This window comes from Gordonia otitidis NBRC 100426 (assembly GCF_000248075.1).
In the GTDB taxonomy this organism is placed as follows: Bacteria; Actinomycetota; Actinomycetes; order Mycobacteriales; family Mycobacteriaceae; genus Gordonia; species Gordonia otitidis.
The window spans coordinates 15,522-30,576 of the sequence record NZ_BAFB01000204.1; the positions used below are offsets into that span (position 1 = coordinate 15,522).

Sequence of the window (15,055 nt, forward strand, 5' to 3'; positions counted from 1 at the left end):
TCAGGTGGCGGTCTCGACAAGCTCGACCAGTGGGGCCTCTACGTGGGCCTCTACGTTCCGAGTTCGGCGACGAGACGTTCGACGGAGCGGCCCGCCTGACCGATGCATGCGGGCACTCCGACGCCCCGCACCGCGTTGCCCGCGAGGACCAGCCCGGCGGGGAGTGCCTCTTCGGCCACGGCCATCACGGCGAGATGGCCCGGTGCGTACCGCGGGAGCGTCCACCGTTGCACCACCGTGTCGACGACGTGTCCTGCCACCGGCTCGATGCCCGCGGCCACGCACACGCGGTCGAGATCAGCCATCGCCCACTCGCGCAGCCGCCCGTTGATGCCGGGCTGCCGATCCTCGTCGGGAATCGGTTGCCCGTACCGCCCGAACGAGGCACGAACCGACACCGGCGCGCCGGACTCACCGAGGTGCGCCCATTTGCGTGAGCTGAGAGTGAATGCCTTGGCGCGCAGATCTTCTCCCGTCGCGACGAGGACACCGGAGTTGTCGGGGAGCGCGGTGTGCGGTGCGAGCGTGATGGACACGACCACCGACTTCGCCTGCTCGACGGCAAGCAGCGCCGAGGCGACCGTCGACGCCGCATGCCGCAACATGTGTCCCGTGGCCCAGGCGGGCGCGGCGAGAACGACACCGTCGTAGGTCGCGTCGGCGGCTGCCGGTCGATCACCGGTGAACAGTGCCCACCGCCCGCCGTCGCGTCGGATGTCGGTGACTGCGGTGGAGAAGCGCACATCGGGGCGTGCGGCGTCGGCCAGCGCATCGACGAGCACACGGTAGCCGCCGACGAGGGTGCCGAACACCGGTCCCGACGCAGTCGGGTTGTCGAGGAGTGCGCGCACGGCTGCGGTCAGGCTCGTTGCCCCCGCGTCGAGCCGTGCCGCCAGGGCGGGAAGCGCCTCGCGCAGCCCGATGTCGGCGGCGAGGCTCGAGTACACACCACCGAGCATCGGATCGACACTGCGCGACACGACCGTCGGTCCGAACCGATCGGCGACGAGGTCTCCCACCGAGGCGTCTGTGCCCGGCACCCAGTCGAGCGGGCGCTCGGGTTCGGCCGCCATCCGCGCGAGATCGGCCGGATCGACCAGGTCAGCGACCGCGTCGGGGGTGGCGGGGATTCCCATCAGCGCCGGGCGCGGCATGTCGTGCAGGCCGCCGCAAACCCAGAGCCCGGGACGGCGTCCGGTCGGCGACACCATCCGGTCGGCCAGACCGAGTTCGGTCACCAGACCCAGCGCCTCCGGGCGTCGCACGATGAACGCCTCCGCCCCGACGTCGACGCCCGCCGAATCCACGCCCGCACCACCGGCGTCGACGGTCTTGAGGATCCCACCCATCCGCTCGCCCGCCTCGTAGACGTCGATGCGCGAATCAGGACCGAGTCGCTGCCGCAACCGATATGCCGCGGTGAGGCCCGAGATGCCCGCACCGACAACGGCGACGTCGATGGTCATGTCCTCGCCTCCCGAGCGTTCAGATCGAGTGGACCAGTTCGACGGTCCGCGTGATCACGTCGGGATCGGTTCCCGGGAGCACACCGTGTCCGAGGTTGAAGATGTGTCCTGTCGCGCCGTGCACGATCGCGCGCTCACCCTCGGCGACGATACGTCGCACATGCTCGTCGACAGCGGCATCGCCCGCGAAAAGCACTGTGGGATCGAGGTTTCCCTGGACGGCGACTCCCCCACCCACCCGACGCGCGGCCTCGTCGAGCGGCAACCGCCAATCGACGCCGATGACGTCGGCCCCGACCTTGGTCATCGAGGAGAGCAGTTCCCCGGTTCCGACGCCGAAGTGGATGCGCGGGACCCCGAAGTCGGAGACCTCGGCGAGCACGCGGGCGCTGTGCGGCGCGACGAACGTCCGATAGTCGGCATCCGACAGTGCTCCCGCCCACGAGTCGAAGAGCTGGATGGCGTCGACTCCGGCGTCGAGTTGCGTGCGCAGGAAGGTGATCGTGATGTCGGCGAGGCGTCCCATCAGCGCGTGCCAGAGCTCCGGGGCGGAGTACATCATCGCCTTGGTGATCGTGTAGTTGCGGCTCGGCCCACCCTCGATGAGATAGGAGGCAAGGGTGAAGGGCGCGCCTGCGAATCCGATGAGCGCGGTCTCGTCGTCGAGTTCGCCGAGGATCAGCTCCACCGCATGTGCGATCGCGCCCACCGACTGCGGGTCGAGAGCCGGAACGTTCGCGACGTCGTCGGCGGTGCGTACCGGGTGCGCGATGACCGGGCCGGTGCCTGCGACGATGTCGAGATCGACACCCGCGGCCTTGAGTGGCACGACGATGTCGGAGAACAGGATGGCCGCGTCGACGTCGTGTCGACGTACGGGTTGCATCGTGATCTCACAGACCATCGCGGGGTCGAAACACGACTCGAGCATGCCGTGGTCGGCGCGGATCGCCCGGTACTCCGGCAGTGAGCGCCCCGCCTGCCGCATGAACCACACCGGGCGGCGGGTGGGCCGGCCACCGGTCGCTGCGGTGATCAGCGGCATCGTGGCATGACTTCGTCGGGTGCGGGCGGTGTGTGACATCACCGCTCACTCTGCCATGCAGGACGAAGCCGCAGGCCGATGAGGTCGACCTTGCCCGGCGCGCCTCCTGTCGGTGTCGCCGACCTGCCCTTACCGTCGAGGTGTGACCTCCTCTGGAGCTCCGACGGAGCCTGCTGACTTCCGCACCGCGGTCGAGTCGCTGCACACCGCCCAGATCCGGCGCGATATCGAGGTCGGCCCGATCCGTCCGCCGCAGCGCCTTGCCCCCTACAGCTACGCGGTCGGTGCCGAAGTTCGCGTCCCCGACGTCGACGACGACGTGCCGGTCGACTCGTCGGGAAGCGCATTCGGTCGATTGGTCCTGCTGTACGACCCGGACGGACAGGACGCGTGGAACGGCACGATGAGGCTCGTGGCGTACATCCAGGCGGAGGTCGAGGCGGCACTCGCCATGGATCCACTGCTCCCCGAGGTGGCGTGGAGTTGGTTGGCCGACGCGCTCGGCGTCGAGGTGGGCGCGACGTCGACCGACGGCACCCAGACCTCGCGTACCGGCGAACTGATCGTCGTCACCGCGCTCGGCGGTACCGTCACGTCGACGACGTCGGTGCGCTACGGCGACATCGCGGGCCCGCCGCGCGCTCACCAACTCGAACTGCGCGCGTCCTGGACCGCGCCGACCTCCGATGGCCTCGGCGGTCATCTCGAGGCGTTTTGCGACGTGCTCTCCTCAGCGGCGGGCCTGCCACCGGTCGGGGTCACCGAGCTCGGCTCGGTATGAGCGCGCCGGACGACCCCCGCGAACAGATCGACGCGGAGCAACCCTCGGCGGTTGAGACCGAGGCCGAGGCCGTTGTCGAGCCACTGCTCACACCGGTGGACGGAGTGCCGCCGGTGTTGTCGCACGCAACGGAATTCGCCGAGGTCGCCGAACGCCTGGCCGCCGGAACCGGACCGATCGCCGTCGACACCGAACGCGCGTCGGGTTACCGATACTCACAGCGGGCCTACCTGGTGCAACTACGTCGCGCCGGATCGGGAAGCTTTCTGCTCGATCCGATCAGCGAACCCGACGCACTGGCCCCGGTGATCGAGGCCCTCGACGGACCGGAATGGGTTCTGCATGCCGCCGACCAGGATCTCCCCTGTCTGCGCGAACTGGGCTTCCGGTGCGAGACGGTGTTCGACACAGAACTCGCGGGACGGCTACTCGGCGTTCCCAAGGTCAATCTGGCGGCGATGGTGTCGACGTTCCTCGGCCTTGGCCTTCAGAAGGGCCACGGCGCCGCCGACTGGTCGCGACGCCCCCTTCCCGACGACTGGCTCAACTATGCCGCGCTCGACGTCGAGGTTCTCGTCGAACTGCGTGATGCCGTGCAGCAGGCACTGCTGGAGGCGGGTAAGGACGAGTGGGCGCGAGAGGAATTCCGCTATGTCCTGGATCGCCCGGCACCTGCACCGCGTACCGACCGGTGGCGACGGACGGCCAATGTGCACACTGTGAAAAGCCCTCGTTCGTTGGCCGCGGTTCGCGAACTGTGGACCGCGCGTGAGGAACTCGCACAGCGAAGGGATGTCGCACCCGGCCGGGTCCTCCCCGACTCGGCCATCGTCACGGCCGCCAACGCCATGCCGACGTCGATCGCCGACCTGACCCGACTGCCGGTGTTCGGCGGGCCCCGCCAGCGGCGTCAAGCGCACGTCTGGTTCGGTGCGATCGAACGGGCGCGAGCGCTGCCGGAGTCGCAGTTGCCATCGAAACGCGGCCAGACCACCGGACTTCCGCCGATCAGCAGGTGGGAACAGCGCAACCCTGAGGCGGCCAGACGCATCGCACGGGTACGGCCGACAGTCAAGGACATCGCGGAGGCCAACGCGGTGCCCGTCGAGAACCTGCTCGCACCCGACCTGATGCGTCAACTGGCGTGGGACGGAGTCGAGCTGCCCGCGACCCCGGACATCGTCGATGCTCATCTCGCCACCGGCGGTGCCAGGCCCTGGCAGCGCGAACTCGTCGACGAGGCGCTGGCGGACGCACTCAACACCGCAGAGACACCCGCGGCGCCACAGCGCGATTCGACGAGCTAGATCGCAGTCAGCTGCGGTCGCCCTCTGTGGTCTCGACCTCTTGTTTCGGCGCATCGCTGTCGTCGAGGATCTCGCGCCCCGAGTCGCGAGCACTGACGGGCTCGTCGGCGTGCTCGAGTTCGGGCACCGTCTCCATGCCCGACACCGTCGCCGTGATCGAACGGGCGACGTCCTGGGCGGTGAGCCCGAGATCGGTGAGGATCTCGCCGCGTGACGAATGGGCGACGAACCGCTGCGGGACCCCGCGGACCTGGACCGGCACATGGACGTCGGCGTCGGCGAGCAGTGCGCTCACCGCGGCACCGACGCCACCGCTGACACCGCCGTCCTCGAGAGTCACCACCAGCCGGTGCCTGCGGGCGAGATCGATGATCGACGACGGCACGGGCAGCACCCACCGCGGATCGACGACCGTTGCCTCGATGCCCTGCTTGGCCAACCGGTCGGCGGCGTCGACGGCGAGGCCGCAGAATGCGCCGACCGCGACGATGAGGACGTCACCGGTGGCCGCGCCTACTCCCGGGGACGAACGTCGGAGCACGTCCACCCCGTCGTCGAGTCGCTCGACGGCTCGGATGTCTTCGGGTACAGCGCCTTTCGAGAAGCGCAGCGCGGTCGGACCGTCGTCGACGGCGAGTGCCTCGTCGAATTCCTCGCGCAGTCGCACGGCGTCGCGCGGAGTGGCCACCCGCAGGCCGGGGACCATGGCCATGAGCGAGAGATCCCACATACCGTGGTGACTGGGGCCGTCGGGCCCGGTGATTCCCGCGCGGTCGAGCACGAGCGTCACCGGTTGCCGTAACAGAGCAACGTCCATCAGGAGCTGGTCGAAGGCGCGGTTGAGGAACGTCGAGTAGATCGCGACGACGGGGTGCATGCCACCGAGTGCGAGTCCTGCCGCGGAGGTCAACGCATGTTGTTCGGCGATCCCGACGTCGAACATCCGGTCGGGGAACTTCTCGCCGAACGGTGCGAGGCCCGTGGGGCCGGGCATCGCGGCGGTGATGGCGACCACGTCCGGACGGGTCGCGCCGGCTTCGAGCAACGCTGCGGAGAACACCGATGTCCAGTCCTGCGCCGACACCGACTTCGCGCGGCCCGTCTTGGGGTCGATCACACCGGTCGAGTGCATCTGATCCGCCACGTGATTTTCCGCGTGCACATAGCCGTTGCCCTTGCGCGTGACGGTGTGCACGATCACCGGACCCCCGAACGACCGCGCGTGGGTGAATGCGGCCTCGAGCGCTTCGACGTCGTGTCCGTCGACCGGGCCGACGTACTTGAGTCCGAGATCGGTGAACATCTGCTGCGGCGCGAGGAGGTCTTTGATACCGCTCTTCATGCCGTGCAGAACCGCGTACGCGGGGCCTCCCACGACGGGCAGCATCTGCATCACGCGCCGACCCTCGTCGAGCAATCGCTCGTATCCGGGCTGCAGCCGCAGACCCGACAGGTGCTTGGCGACGCCGCCGATGGTCGGTGCATAGGAGCGGCCGTTGTCGTTGACGACGATCACGACGGGACGGTCGGAGTCGGCGATGTTGTTGATCGCCTCCCAGCACATGCCGCCGGTGAGCGCTCCGTCGCCGACGACGGCGACCACGGTGCGGTCCTGACCGGTCAGCGCGAACGACTTCGCCAGCCCGTCGGCGTAACTGAGCGCGGCGGACGCGTGCGACGACTCGACCCAGTCGTGTTCGCTCTCGGCGCGATCCTGATACCCGGTGAGCCCATCGCGTTGGCGCAACACGTCGAAGCCCGCCGCCCGGCCGGTGACGATCTTGTGCACGTACGACTGGTGACCGGTGTCGAAGATCACCGGGTCGACGGGCGAATCGAAGACGCGGTGCAGCGCGAGCGTGAGTTCGACCACGCCGAGGTTCGGGCCGAGGTGACCACCGGTCGCCGACACCTTCTCGACGAGGAACTCACGGATCTCCTCGGCGAGAACAACGACCTCCTCGGGCGACAACGCCTTCAGGTCGGCCGGAGACGAGATCCGCTCGAGCACACTCATCGAGTCCTCCTACTACGCGCACCGGCCGCGCGGGCTTGTCGCGGTCGTGTCGCACAGTCTACGGATCTCGGGGCAGTGCCCTGGGTCACCACAACGGGGAGTTCCTCACACATCGGCCGACGCGATGGGCACGAGCAGTGCGATCGCCTCGACGTGGTGCGTGAGCGGGAACGCGTCGAATGCGCGCATCTGAGTGACCGCGTAGCCGCGCTCGCCGAACAGTGCCAGATCGCGCGCGAACCGTGCCGCGTCGCACCCGACGTAGACGACGGCTTCCGGCAATGCGGCGACGATCCGGTCGACGACCCGGGTGCCAGCACCGGTTCGCGGCGGGTCGAGGACCACCACGTCCGGGGACGGCAACGCCTCGATGACCTCGGCGACCTCGCCGCGATGTGTGGTGACGGGCGAACCCTCCGCGGCGAACACCTCGTCGGCCGCGTGCAGGGCCGCCGCGTCGGAGTCGACGATGTGCACCGCGCGAGGGGCGATGGTGTCGAGGAGCGCGCCCGCGAAGATCCCGGCGCCGCCGTAGAGATCCCAGCACGTCGCCGACCGCGTGGTCGACGTCGAGCTCACGAACTCGGCCACCGTGGCGGCATAGACGGTCGGAGCAGCGCTGTGCGCCTGCCAGAATCCCGTCACGGGGATCGTCCACTCGCGGTGCCCCACGCGCTGACGTGCAGCCTCGTCTCCCTCGAGGACTGTTGTCGCCCTGCGCGATTCGACACGTCGACGTCGTCGTTGCGCTGCGCTCCTGCCACGGTCACGGCGTGCGCCGCGGCGGGTCGGCTCGACGGGCGCGAGTTCGGTGATGTGCCTGCGACCTTCGTCGTCGGCGACGATCGCCAACTCACCACCGGGGGTGAAACGTCGCTCGTCGAGTCCGTCGAGCAGCCCGGTCACGGGTTGCACACAGTCGACGCCGACGACGAGTTCGCCGCTGTGGAAGCGGTGCTGCCCGCAGCGACCCGCGTCGTCGACCGCCAGTCGGGTGCGCACGCGCCAGCCCGTGGCGTCGTCGGACAGCGAACGAATGCCGATGGCCGGCGGCGCGTCGGGATCGGCGTCGACCGCGCACCAGTCGTGCACGCGGTCGGCGGCGAAGTGGCCCACGCGCACGAGCACGTCCTCGAGTGCCTGCGCCTTCAACGTGCGTGCGTGACCCGGCTCGATGAACGCCAGATCACAACACCCCGCACCGTGCGCCGCTGCCGGGCAGATGACGTCGACGCGGTGCGGCGACGGGTCGAGGATGTCGACCGCCTCCGCTCGCCAGAAGGAGTCGGAGCGGGTGTCGACCACCCGCGCCTCGACCATCTCGCCGGGGATGGCGCCGCGGACGAAGACCACGCGGCCGTCCTCGAGCCGTCCGACCGCGTCCCCCCCGTTGGCCGGACGGTCGACCCGCACGGTGACCACGGGCATCGACCCGGGCCGCTGCGACGGGGAACTCACTGGCCGCCGAGAGCACGTCGGGTGTCTCCCGGTGCGTTGTATTCGAGATCGTCGCGTCGACGATCCGACGAGGTGAGCTGCCAGGGCACGGAGGTGACCATGACGCCGGGCTCAAACAGCAGCCGGGTCTTGAGCCGCAGCGCCGACTGATTGTGCAGGATCTGCTCCCACCAGTGTCCGACCACGTACTCGGGGATGAAGACCGTGATCACGTCCCGCGGATGCTCGCGCCGGACGCGGCGGACGTATTCGATGACAGGTCGGGTGATCTCTCGGTAGGGCGATGCGATCACTTTCAGCGGCACCTTGATGTCGCTTTCCTCCCACTGCGACACGAGGATGCGTGTGTCGCGGTCGTCGACGTTGACCGTGATGGCCTCGAGCACGTCCGGTCGTGTCGCGCGGGCGTAGAGCAGCGCACGCTTGGTGGCCATGTGCAGCGTCGACACCAAGACGATCGAGTGCGTGCGACTCGGCAGTACCTGCTCGTCCTCGGCTTCGACTCGCTCGAGTTCACGCTGCACCGACGCGTAATGATGGTGGATCAGCTTCATCAGCACGAAGAGGATGACCATGGCCAGGATCGCGATCCAGGCGCCCGCGGTGAACTTGGTGATGAGGACCACCACGAGCACGGTCGCCGTCATCACGAGGCCGACCGAGTTGATGATCCGGGACTGCTTCATCCGACGCCGCGCACGCGGGTCGGTCTCGGTGCGCAACAGGCGCGTCCAATGTCGCACCATCCCCGCCTGGCTGAGCGTGAACGACACGAACACACCGACGATGTAGAGCTGGATGAGCGCTGTCACCTCACCGCCGAAAGCCACCACGAACGCGATGGCCGCGACGGCGAGGAAGATGATCCCGTTACTGAAGGCGAGCCGGTCACCGCGGGTGTGCAGCTGACGGGGCAGAAACCGGTCCTGGGCAAGGACGGAGCCCAGGACGGGGAACCCGTTGAACGCCGTGTTCGCGGCCAGCATCAGGATGAGCGCCGTGGCCACCGCGACGAAATAGAACCCGAACGGGAAACTCTCGAACACCGCCTGCGCCAACTGCGCGATGAGCGCTTCCTGCTGATATCCCGGCGGTGCCCCGATCAGATCCCGCGCGGGATCTGACACGTACTTCGCGCCCACCCGCTCGGCGAGCATCACGATGCCCAGCAGCAGGATGATCGCGATGGTCCCGAGCATGAGCAGCGTCGTCGCCGCGTTGCGAGACTTGGGTTTCCGGAACGCCGGTACGCCGTTGCTGATGGCCTCGACACCGGTCAGCGCCGCGGAACCGGACGAGAAGGCCCGCGCGACCAGGAAGATGAATGCGATGCCGGCGAGATGTGTGTTCTCGGCGCGGATTTCGAAATCGGCGGTCTCGGCACGCACGTCCTCGCCGAGAACGAAGATCTCGATGACCCCCCACAACAGCATTGCGATCACGCCGAAGATGAACGCATAGGTCGGGATCGCCAGCACCGAACCGGATTCCTTGATGCCGCGCAGATTGACCGCGGCGAGCACGACGATCGCGGCGACGCAGAACCACACCCGGTGTTCGTGCACGAACGGCAGCGCCGACCCGATGTTCTCCGCGGCGGAGGAGATCGACACGGCGACGGTGAGCACGTAGTCGACCAACAGTGCGCTGCCGACGACCAGCCCGGCGTTGGAGCCGAGATTGACCGTCGCGACCTCGTAGTCACCGCCCCCGGACGGATATGCGTGCACGTTCTGCCGATAGCTGGCGACAACGACGGCCATCACGACCGCGACCGCGAGAGCGATCCACGGGGCAAGCGTCATGGCTGACAGGCCCGCGACCGAGAGCACCAGGAAGATCTCCTGGGGCGCGTAGGCGACCGACGACATGGCGTCAGAAGCGAAGACGGGTAGCGCGATCCGCTTGGGCAGCAGCGTGTGGCCCAATGTGTCGCTCCGGAAGGGTCTGCCGAGAAGCAGCCGTTTCGTCGCGACAGACGCCTTTGACACGGTGGACACCACGCAACACTAAGACCTCGCGCTGGTCTGCGGCCACTACGGTCCCGAGGTCCCCTGTTTCGCGCCACAGCGGGCTCGTCTCCGCGCGTCTCGGACGAGTTCGAGCGGCCGGATGTCGCCGAGGTGATCGGGCGGGTAGGTTCAAGTCGCGGAGGATCGGCCACAGCTGCCGGTTTCGACGTCCTCCGCGCGTCCGGAGCCGGTGTCCCCACGAAAGGATCGATGTGCGCGTAGTCATCATGGGGTGCGGACGCGTCGGGTCGTCCCTGGCGATGGCCATGCAGAAGCGTGGCCATCAGGTGGCCATCATCGATCGCGATCCGACTGCCTTCACGCGACTTCCCGACGACTTCGCCGGCGAGCAGATCGTCGGTGTCGGGTTCGATCGTGACGTCCTCGGACGGGCGGGAATCGAGGAGGCGGATGCGTTCGCCGCGGTCTCGTCCGGCGACAACTCCAACATCATCGCCGCACGGGTGGCCCGCGAGACCTTCGACGTCCCCCGCGTCGTCGCCAGGATCTACGACGCCAAGCGGGCACAGGTCTACGAGCGATTGGGTATCCCAACTGTGGCGACGGTGCCATGGACGACCGAGCGTTTCGTCTCGGCACTCGGCGAGACGTCGACGACGACCGAGTGGCGCGATCCGTCGGGGACCATCGCGATCGCCCAACTCGACGTGCACGAATCGTGGATCGGTATCAGCTCGGGGAAATTCCAGGAGCTCAGCGGGGCTCGCCTGGCATTCCTCAACCGACACGGCAAACCGATCCTGCCCGAAGCGAAAACGGTTCTGCAGCAGGACGACATCGTCTTCGCGTCGGTCCGCCTCGACGATCTCGCTGCGGTACGAGCACTCGTCGCCGCCCCGCTGGCACATGCCGATTAGCGGCCCTGAGCGTCGACGTCGACCAGCGGGCCCACAGCCCATGCCGAACAGAGGAGAGACATGAAAGTCGCCATCGCCGGTGCGGGCGCCGTCGGCCGTTCGATCGCCCGTGAACTCATCGCAGCCGGTCACGAGGTGACCCTGTTCGAACGGCTCGCGAGTCACATCGACGTCGACGCCGTGCGCGGAGCCACATGGCTGTTGGCCGACGCCTGCGAACTGGCCAACCTCGAACGGGCCAACCTGCAGTCGTTCGACGTGATGATCGCCGCCACCGGTGACGACAAGGCGAACCTCGTCGTCAGTCTGCTCGCGAAGACCGAATTCGCCGTCAGCAGAGTCGTCGCCCGGGTGAACGATCCGCGCAACGAGTGGTTGTTCGGCGAGGACTGGGGCGTCGACGTCGCCGTGTCCACCCCCCGCCTGCTGGCCTCGCTCGTCGAGGAAGCCGTATCGGTCGGTGACCTCGTTCGGCTCATGACGTTCCGCCAGGGGCAGGCCAACCTCGTCGAGCTCACACTCCCGCCCGATACCCCGCTCGCGGGCAAACCCGTACGCAAGATCGACCTGCCCCGCGACGCCGCCCTGGTGGCCATCCTGCGAGGAGGCCGAGTGATCGTGCCCGAACGCGACGACCCACTCGAGGGCGGCGACGAACTCGTCTTCGTTGCCGCCGTCGAGGTCGAACCCGACCTCCACACGGCGATCCACGTCAGCTGAGCGTCGCGCGCGGCGTCTCCTACTCCGCGTCTCCTACTCCGTGCGCGTGACGCGCTCGACGGACTCACGTGCAGCCCGTCGGACGAGCAGGACCGTCACGACGACCGCGAGCACAGTCAAAGGCCAGCCCATCGCGATCCGGGCAAGAGCAAGCCAGCCGGTGTCGCCGCTGTCGTAGAGCGACGACTGTGCGAGGTACCGACCCGCGAACACCAGCATCCAGAACGCCGTCGCCACGTCGTAGGCGATCAGCGTCCTGCGGTTGCGCCGCCACGCGACACCCGCGCCGGTGGCGTAGTTCCACACCACGCCGATCAGCGGCCAGCGCACCAGAATCGAGGCGAGCAGGACGCCCGCATACGCGAGCGAGGTCCAGATACCGAAGAGAAAATAGCCCTTGGCGTCACCCACGCGGTGGGCGATGAAGACGCAGATCGCCACACCGAGGAAACCGGAGAGGGCGGGGGCGAGTCCCTCGTGTCGGAGCAGACGGACACCAGTGATCACCCCCGCCGCGACGAGAGCGGCGATCGTCGCCGCCGTCAGACCCGACAGCGCGTTGGCGGGAACGAACACCACGACCGGGATGGTCGACGAGATGAGGCCGGACACGCCGCCGAGTTGGTCGAGGACCGTCGGCGCCGGATGATCGCTCGGCGCGGCTGCGCCGGTGTGCGGCGGAGCGTCGGAGCTGTCAGTCTTCTCCGGCGCCATGCAGCTCGTAGTCGGGGTTGTAGATCACCTTGGTGCCGTTGTGCTCTCCGACACGTCCGCTCACCGTGATCTTGCGGCCGGGCTCGATGCCGGGGATTCGGTTGCGGCCGAGCCACTTGAGGAACACCACGTCGCTGCCGTCGAAGAACTCGGCCTTGACCCCGCTCTTGGCGGTTCGCGAACAGGTCTCGACCGCGCGCAACTCGCCGTGCATCGTGACCTCGTCGCCGCGGGAACACTCCACCGCGCGCTGGGCGCCGGTGGCGGCGGATTCTGCGGCGATCTTCTCCGCATCGGCCTCGCCGAGGTCTTCGGTGAGCCGCTTCGTCAGCCGCTTGAGGTAACCGGCTGTGGGCATCACAACCTCCAGGTAGACGTTGTCTTGCGGGCCCGGCCAACCGAGCCACTTCCGGCCAGCGTAGACCCCTGCGTTCCTTCTGGACAACGCACGGCATCATCAGTTCATGCCCTCAGCCGACGCCGCGTCCCCACCAGCACCGACGGCGCTGGTCGTGATGCCGGGAACCGGCTCGGACGACGACTACGCGCGGCGGGAATTCGGCGTCGCCGCGGAGCTCCTCGGCGTCGAACTGATCACGCCGGCACCATCTGCCGACCTGATCGACGGGTATCTGCGCGACATGGACGCCGCGGTGCGTGAGCACGGCGCGATCCTGGTCGGAGGTGTGTCGATCGGCGCGGTAGCAGCGCTGCGATGGGCGCTGCAGCAGCAGTCCGCGCATCGTTCCCCCGGAACGTGCTCGGGTGTTCTCGCGGCACTGCCGCCGTGGAGCGGCGAGCCGACAGGGGCCGTGGCCGCCGCGAGCGCTCGCCTGACCGCTGATGCTGTCGACCGCGACGGTCTCGATGCGACGATCGCCGCAATGGTGTCGACGAGTCCCGATTGGCTCGGCGTCGAATTGAGCCGCTCCTGGCGCGCGCAGGCCGACCATCTGGTCGAACAACTGCGCGCCGCGGCGGACTGCGTCGCGCCGACGCCTGCAGACATCTCGAAATTGGCTGTGCCCCTGGCGATCACCGCCTCCATCGACGATCCACTTCATCCCTGGGAAGTGGCACAGCAGTGGGCGTCCGCTGCGGGTTGCGCAGCGGTCGTCGGCGTTGAACTGTCCCGTTGGGGCACCGACCCCGCTGTGCTCGGCACGTCATGCGCACGCACCTGGCTGCGATTGCGTCACAGCGAGACGGCCGAGTGAGCCGGCCGCCGTGCCAGCCGGGCGTCATGCCACCCGGCCGTCGATTCAGCGACGCCGACGGAAGCGCTGCATGGCCGATCCGGCCGAACGCGGCTCTTCGTCCGCGAACGAACCGTCCTCGTCGGCGGTGTGTGTCGACTCGACGGCGGGCGCGTCCGCGACGGGGTCGGGGACACCACCGGAGCGCTGCTGATCGTCGCCCGCGACCGCCTGCGCGCTGTCGGACTCACCGACCTGAGTCGGGCTCTCGCCGCCCTGAGCGCCGTCGAACATCTGCTGCTGTGCAGCCGCGACCTGCTCGGCGAGAACCGGCGGAAGTACCAGCGGCAACATCTCCCGGGGTGGTGCCGGATCGGTGCCACGCCGGACAACGGATTCGGCGAGAACGGCACGCGAGAGTTGGGCCAATTCGCCCGCGGTCTCGTCTGGACCACTCGCGACCAGTCGGACCATCCAGCGGGGACCGTCGACACCGATGAAGCGATGACTCCCGCCGGGAACCTCCGCGACGATTTCGCGGCCCCAGTGACCGTCTTCGATGCTCGTGGTCGCGCCGTCGTTCTTCAGTGAATCGACGAGCTCGCCGACCACCTCGCGCCACAGGCCGGGCGATTTGGGCGCCGCGAACGCCGCGACGGTGATGCGACCGTACGGGGTCACGAGATACACGGCCTCGGGCTGATGGTCGGCACTCATCTCGACCGTTACCTGCCCGCCCTCTACGACAGGCACGAGGACGGCGCCGAGATCGAGGTGGGACTTCTCGAGATCGTCGGCGGGCGTGTCGAGTTCGGTGATGTCGTACGGACCTCGTGCCTGACCGATGAGCAGCGGCTCATCGGATGCGTCCGATGCCGACTTCGATTCGGGATCTCGTGCCATCACGTCGGGTTCTCCTCGCTCGCGTTGTCATCTGCGGACTCCGAGCCAGCGCCCGGGTCGACGGGTCCCCCGCTCGTCAGTATGGCGTGTCCACCGCTCGATCCGTAGCCACCATCGCCGCGTGCCGTCTCGTCGAGTGCGTCGACCTCCGCGAAGTCGGCGAGCTCGACCCGTTGGATCAGCAGCTGTGCGATCCGATCGCCGCGCGCGATGCTGATCGTCTCCGACGGGTCGAGGTTGATCAGACACACCTTGATCTCGCCGCGGTACCCGGCGTCGATGGTCCCCGGTGTGTTGACGATGGACAAACCCGCACGTGCGGCGAGTCCGGACCTGGGGTGGATCAGCCCGACCATCCCGAACGGCAGGGCAACGGCTATGCCCGTACCGACGAGCTGTCGGCGTCCGGGGGGTAGTTCGAGATCTATCGTCGAACACAGGTCGACGCCCGCGTCACCGGCGTGTGCGCGTGTGGGCAGCGGAATGTCGGGATCGAGTCGCTTCACCGGGATGGGACCGATCGCTGCAGCGCCAGGGGTGGATTCTGCGGTCACGCAC

General features: G+C 68.3%; 14 protein-coding genes. 5 read left to right on the forward strand and 9 right to left on the reverse strand.

Features of this window, described 5'->3' with window-relative positions:
• Positions 1 to 50: 50 nt before the first annotated feature.
• Entirely contained in the window at positions 51 to 1,466 is a 1,416-nt protein-coding gene (hemG, locus tag GOOTI_RS19985) for a protoporphyrinogen oxidase (protein ID WP_007240423.1), read from the reverse strand.
• A 19-nt stretch (positions 1,467 to 1,485) separates the two neighbouring features.
• Positions 1,486 to 2,511 (reverse strand): uroporphyrinogen decarboxylase, encoded by a 1,026-nt coding sequence (gene hemE / locus GOOTI_RS19990; protein WP_007240424.1) that lies wholly within the window; start codon positions 2,509 to 2,511, stop codon positions 1,486 to 1,488.
• A gap of 142 nt (positions 2,512 to 2,653) precedes the next feature.
• Here hemE and GOOTI_RS19995 point away from each other — a divergent pair, with 142 nt between their 5' ends.
• Together GOOTI_RS19995 and GOOTI_RS20000 are read left to right on the forward strand one after the other, a co-directional pair.
• Positions 2,654 to 3,292, forward strand: a complete 639-nt coding sequence (locus GOOTI_RS19995; RefSeq protein WP_007240425.1) for a DUF3000 domain-containing protein — start codon at positions 2,654 to 2,656, stop codon at positions 3,290 to 3,292.
• Positions 3,289 to 4,599, forward strand: coding sequence for a ribonuclease D (locus GOOTI_RS20000; protein ID WP_007240426.1), 1,311 nt, complete (start codon positions 3,289 to 3,291; stop codon positions 4,597 to 4,599). Before GOOTI_RS19995 ends, GOOTI_RS20000 begins: the two co-directional genes overlap by 4 nt.
• Before the next feature lie 7 nt (positions 4,600 to 4,606).
• Here the strand turns inward: GOOTI_RS20000 and dxs are convergent, their stop codons facing one another.
• The 3 genes from dxs to GOOTI_RS20015 form a co-directional block, all read right to left on the reverse strand.
• Complete coding sequence (dxs, locus tag GOOTI_RS20005; RefSeq protein WP_007240427.1) at positions 4,607 to 6,616, reverse strand: 1-deoxy-D-xylulose-5-phosphate synthase; 2,010 nt, start codon at positions 6,614 to 6,616, stop codon at positions 4,607 to 4,609.
• A 105-nt stretch (positions 6,617 to 6,721) separates the two neighbouring features.
• The gene (locus tag GOOTI_RS20010) at positions 6,722 to 8,044 is read right to left on the reverse strand and encodes a class I SAM-dependent RNA methyltransferase (RefSeq protein ID WP_007240428.1); all 1,323 of its coding nucleotides are present in this window, start codon (positions 8,042 to 8,044) and stop codon (positions 6,722 to 6,724) included.
• Positions 8,045 to 8,070: 26 nt separating this feature from the next.
• Positions 8,071 to 10,074 carry an APC family permease gene (locus tag GOOTI_RS20015; protein ID WP_174299162.1) on the reverse strand — a complete coding sequence of 668 codons (2,004 nt, stop codon included), beginning with the start codon at positions 10,072 to 10,074 and terminating at the stop codon, positions 8,071 to 8,073.
• 224 nt (positions 10,075 to 10,298) lie between these two features.
• Between GOOTI_RS20015 and GOOTI_RS20020 the strand changes: the two genes are divergently transcribed.
• Positions 10,299 to 10,964, forward strand: a complete 666-nt coding sequence (locus tag GOOTI_RS20020; protein ID WP_007240430.1) for a potassium channel family protein — start codon at positions 10,299 to 10,301, stop codon at positions 10,962 to 10,964.
• 60 nt (positions 10,965 to 11,024) lie between these two features.
• Positions 11,025 to 11,684, forward strand: coding sequence for a potassium channel family protein (locus GOOTI_RS20025; RefSeq protein WP_007240431.1), 660 nt, complete (start codon positions 11,025 to 11,027; stop codon positions 11,682 to 11,684).
• A gap of 33 nt (positions 11,685 to 11,717) precedes the next feature.
• Here GOOTI_RS20025 and GOOTI_RS20030 read toward each other — a convergent pair whose 3' ends face one another.
• Both GOOTI_RS20030 and GOOTI_RS20035 read right to left on the reverse strand, forming a co-directional pair.
• Positions 11,718 to 12,398, reverse strand: coding sequence for a DUF3159 domain-containing protein (locus tag GOOTI_RS20030; protein ID WP_007240432.1), 681 nt, complete (start codon positions 12,396 to 12,398; stop codon positions 11,718 to 11,720).
• Positions 12,379 to 12,756, reverse strand: a complete 378-nt coding sequence (locus tag GOOTI_RS20035) for an OB-fold nucleic acid binding domain-containing protein (protein WP_007240433.1) — start codon at positions 12,754 to 12,756, stop codon at positions 12,379 to 12,381. Before GOOTI_RS20035 ends, GOOTI_RS20030 begins: the two co-directional genes overlap by 20 nt.
• A 106-nt stretch (positions 12,757 to 12,862) precedes the next feature.
• Between GOOTI_RS20035 and GOOTI_RS20040 the strand changes: the two genes are divergently transcribed.
• Complete coding sequence (locus GOOTI_RS20040; RefSeq protein WP_007240434.1) at positions 12,863 to 13,615, forward strand: hypothetical protein; 753 nt, start codon at positions 12,863 to 12,865, stop codon at positions 13,613 to 13,615.
• 45 nt (positions 13,616 to 13,660) lie between these two features.
• Here GOOTI_RS20040 and GOOTI_RS20045 read toward each other — a convergent pair whose 3' ends face one another.
• On the reverse strand, positions 13,661 to 14,497 hold the full coding sequence (locus GOOTI_RS20045) for a DUF3710 domain-containing protein (RefSeq protein WP_039994437.1): 837 nt from the start codon (positions 14,495 to 14,497) through the stop codon (positions 13,661 to 13,663).
• Positions 14,497 to 15,051: a dUTP diphosphatase gene (gene dut / locus GOOTI_RS20050; RefSeq protein WP_007240436.1), complete on the reverse strand. Its 555-nt coding sequence runs from the start codon at positions 15,049 to 15,051 to the stop codon at positions 14,497 to 14,499. The genes GOOTI_RS20045 and dut overlap by 1 nt, the downstream gene beginning before the upstream one ends.
• Positions 15,052 to 15,055 lie beyond the last annotated feature (4 nt).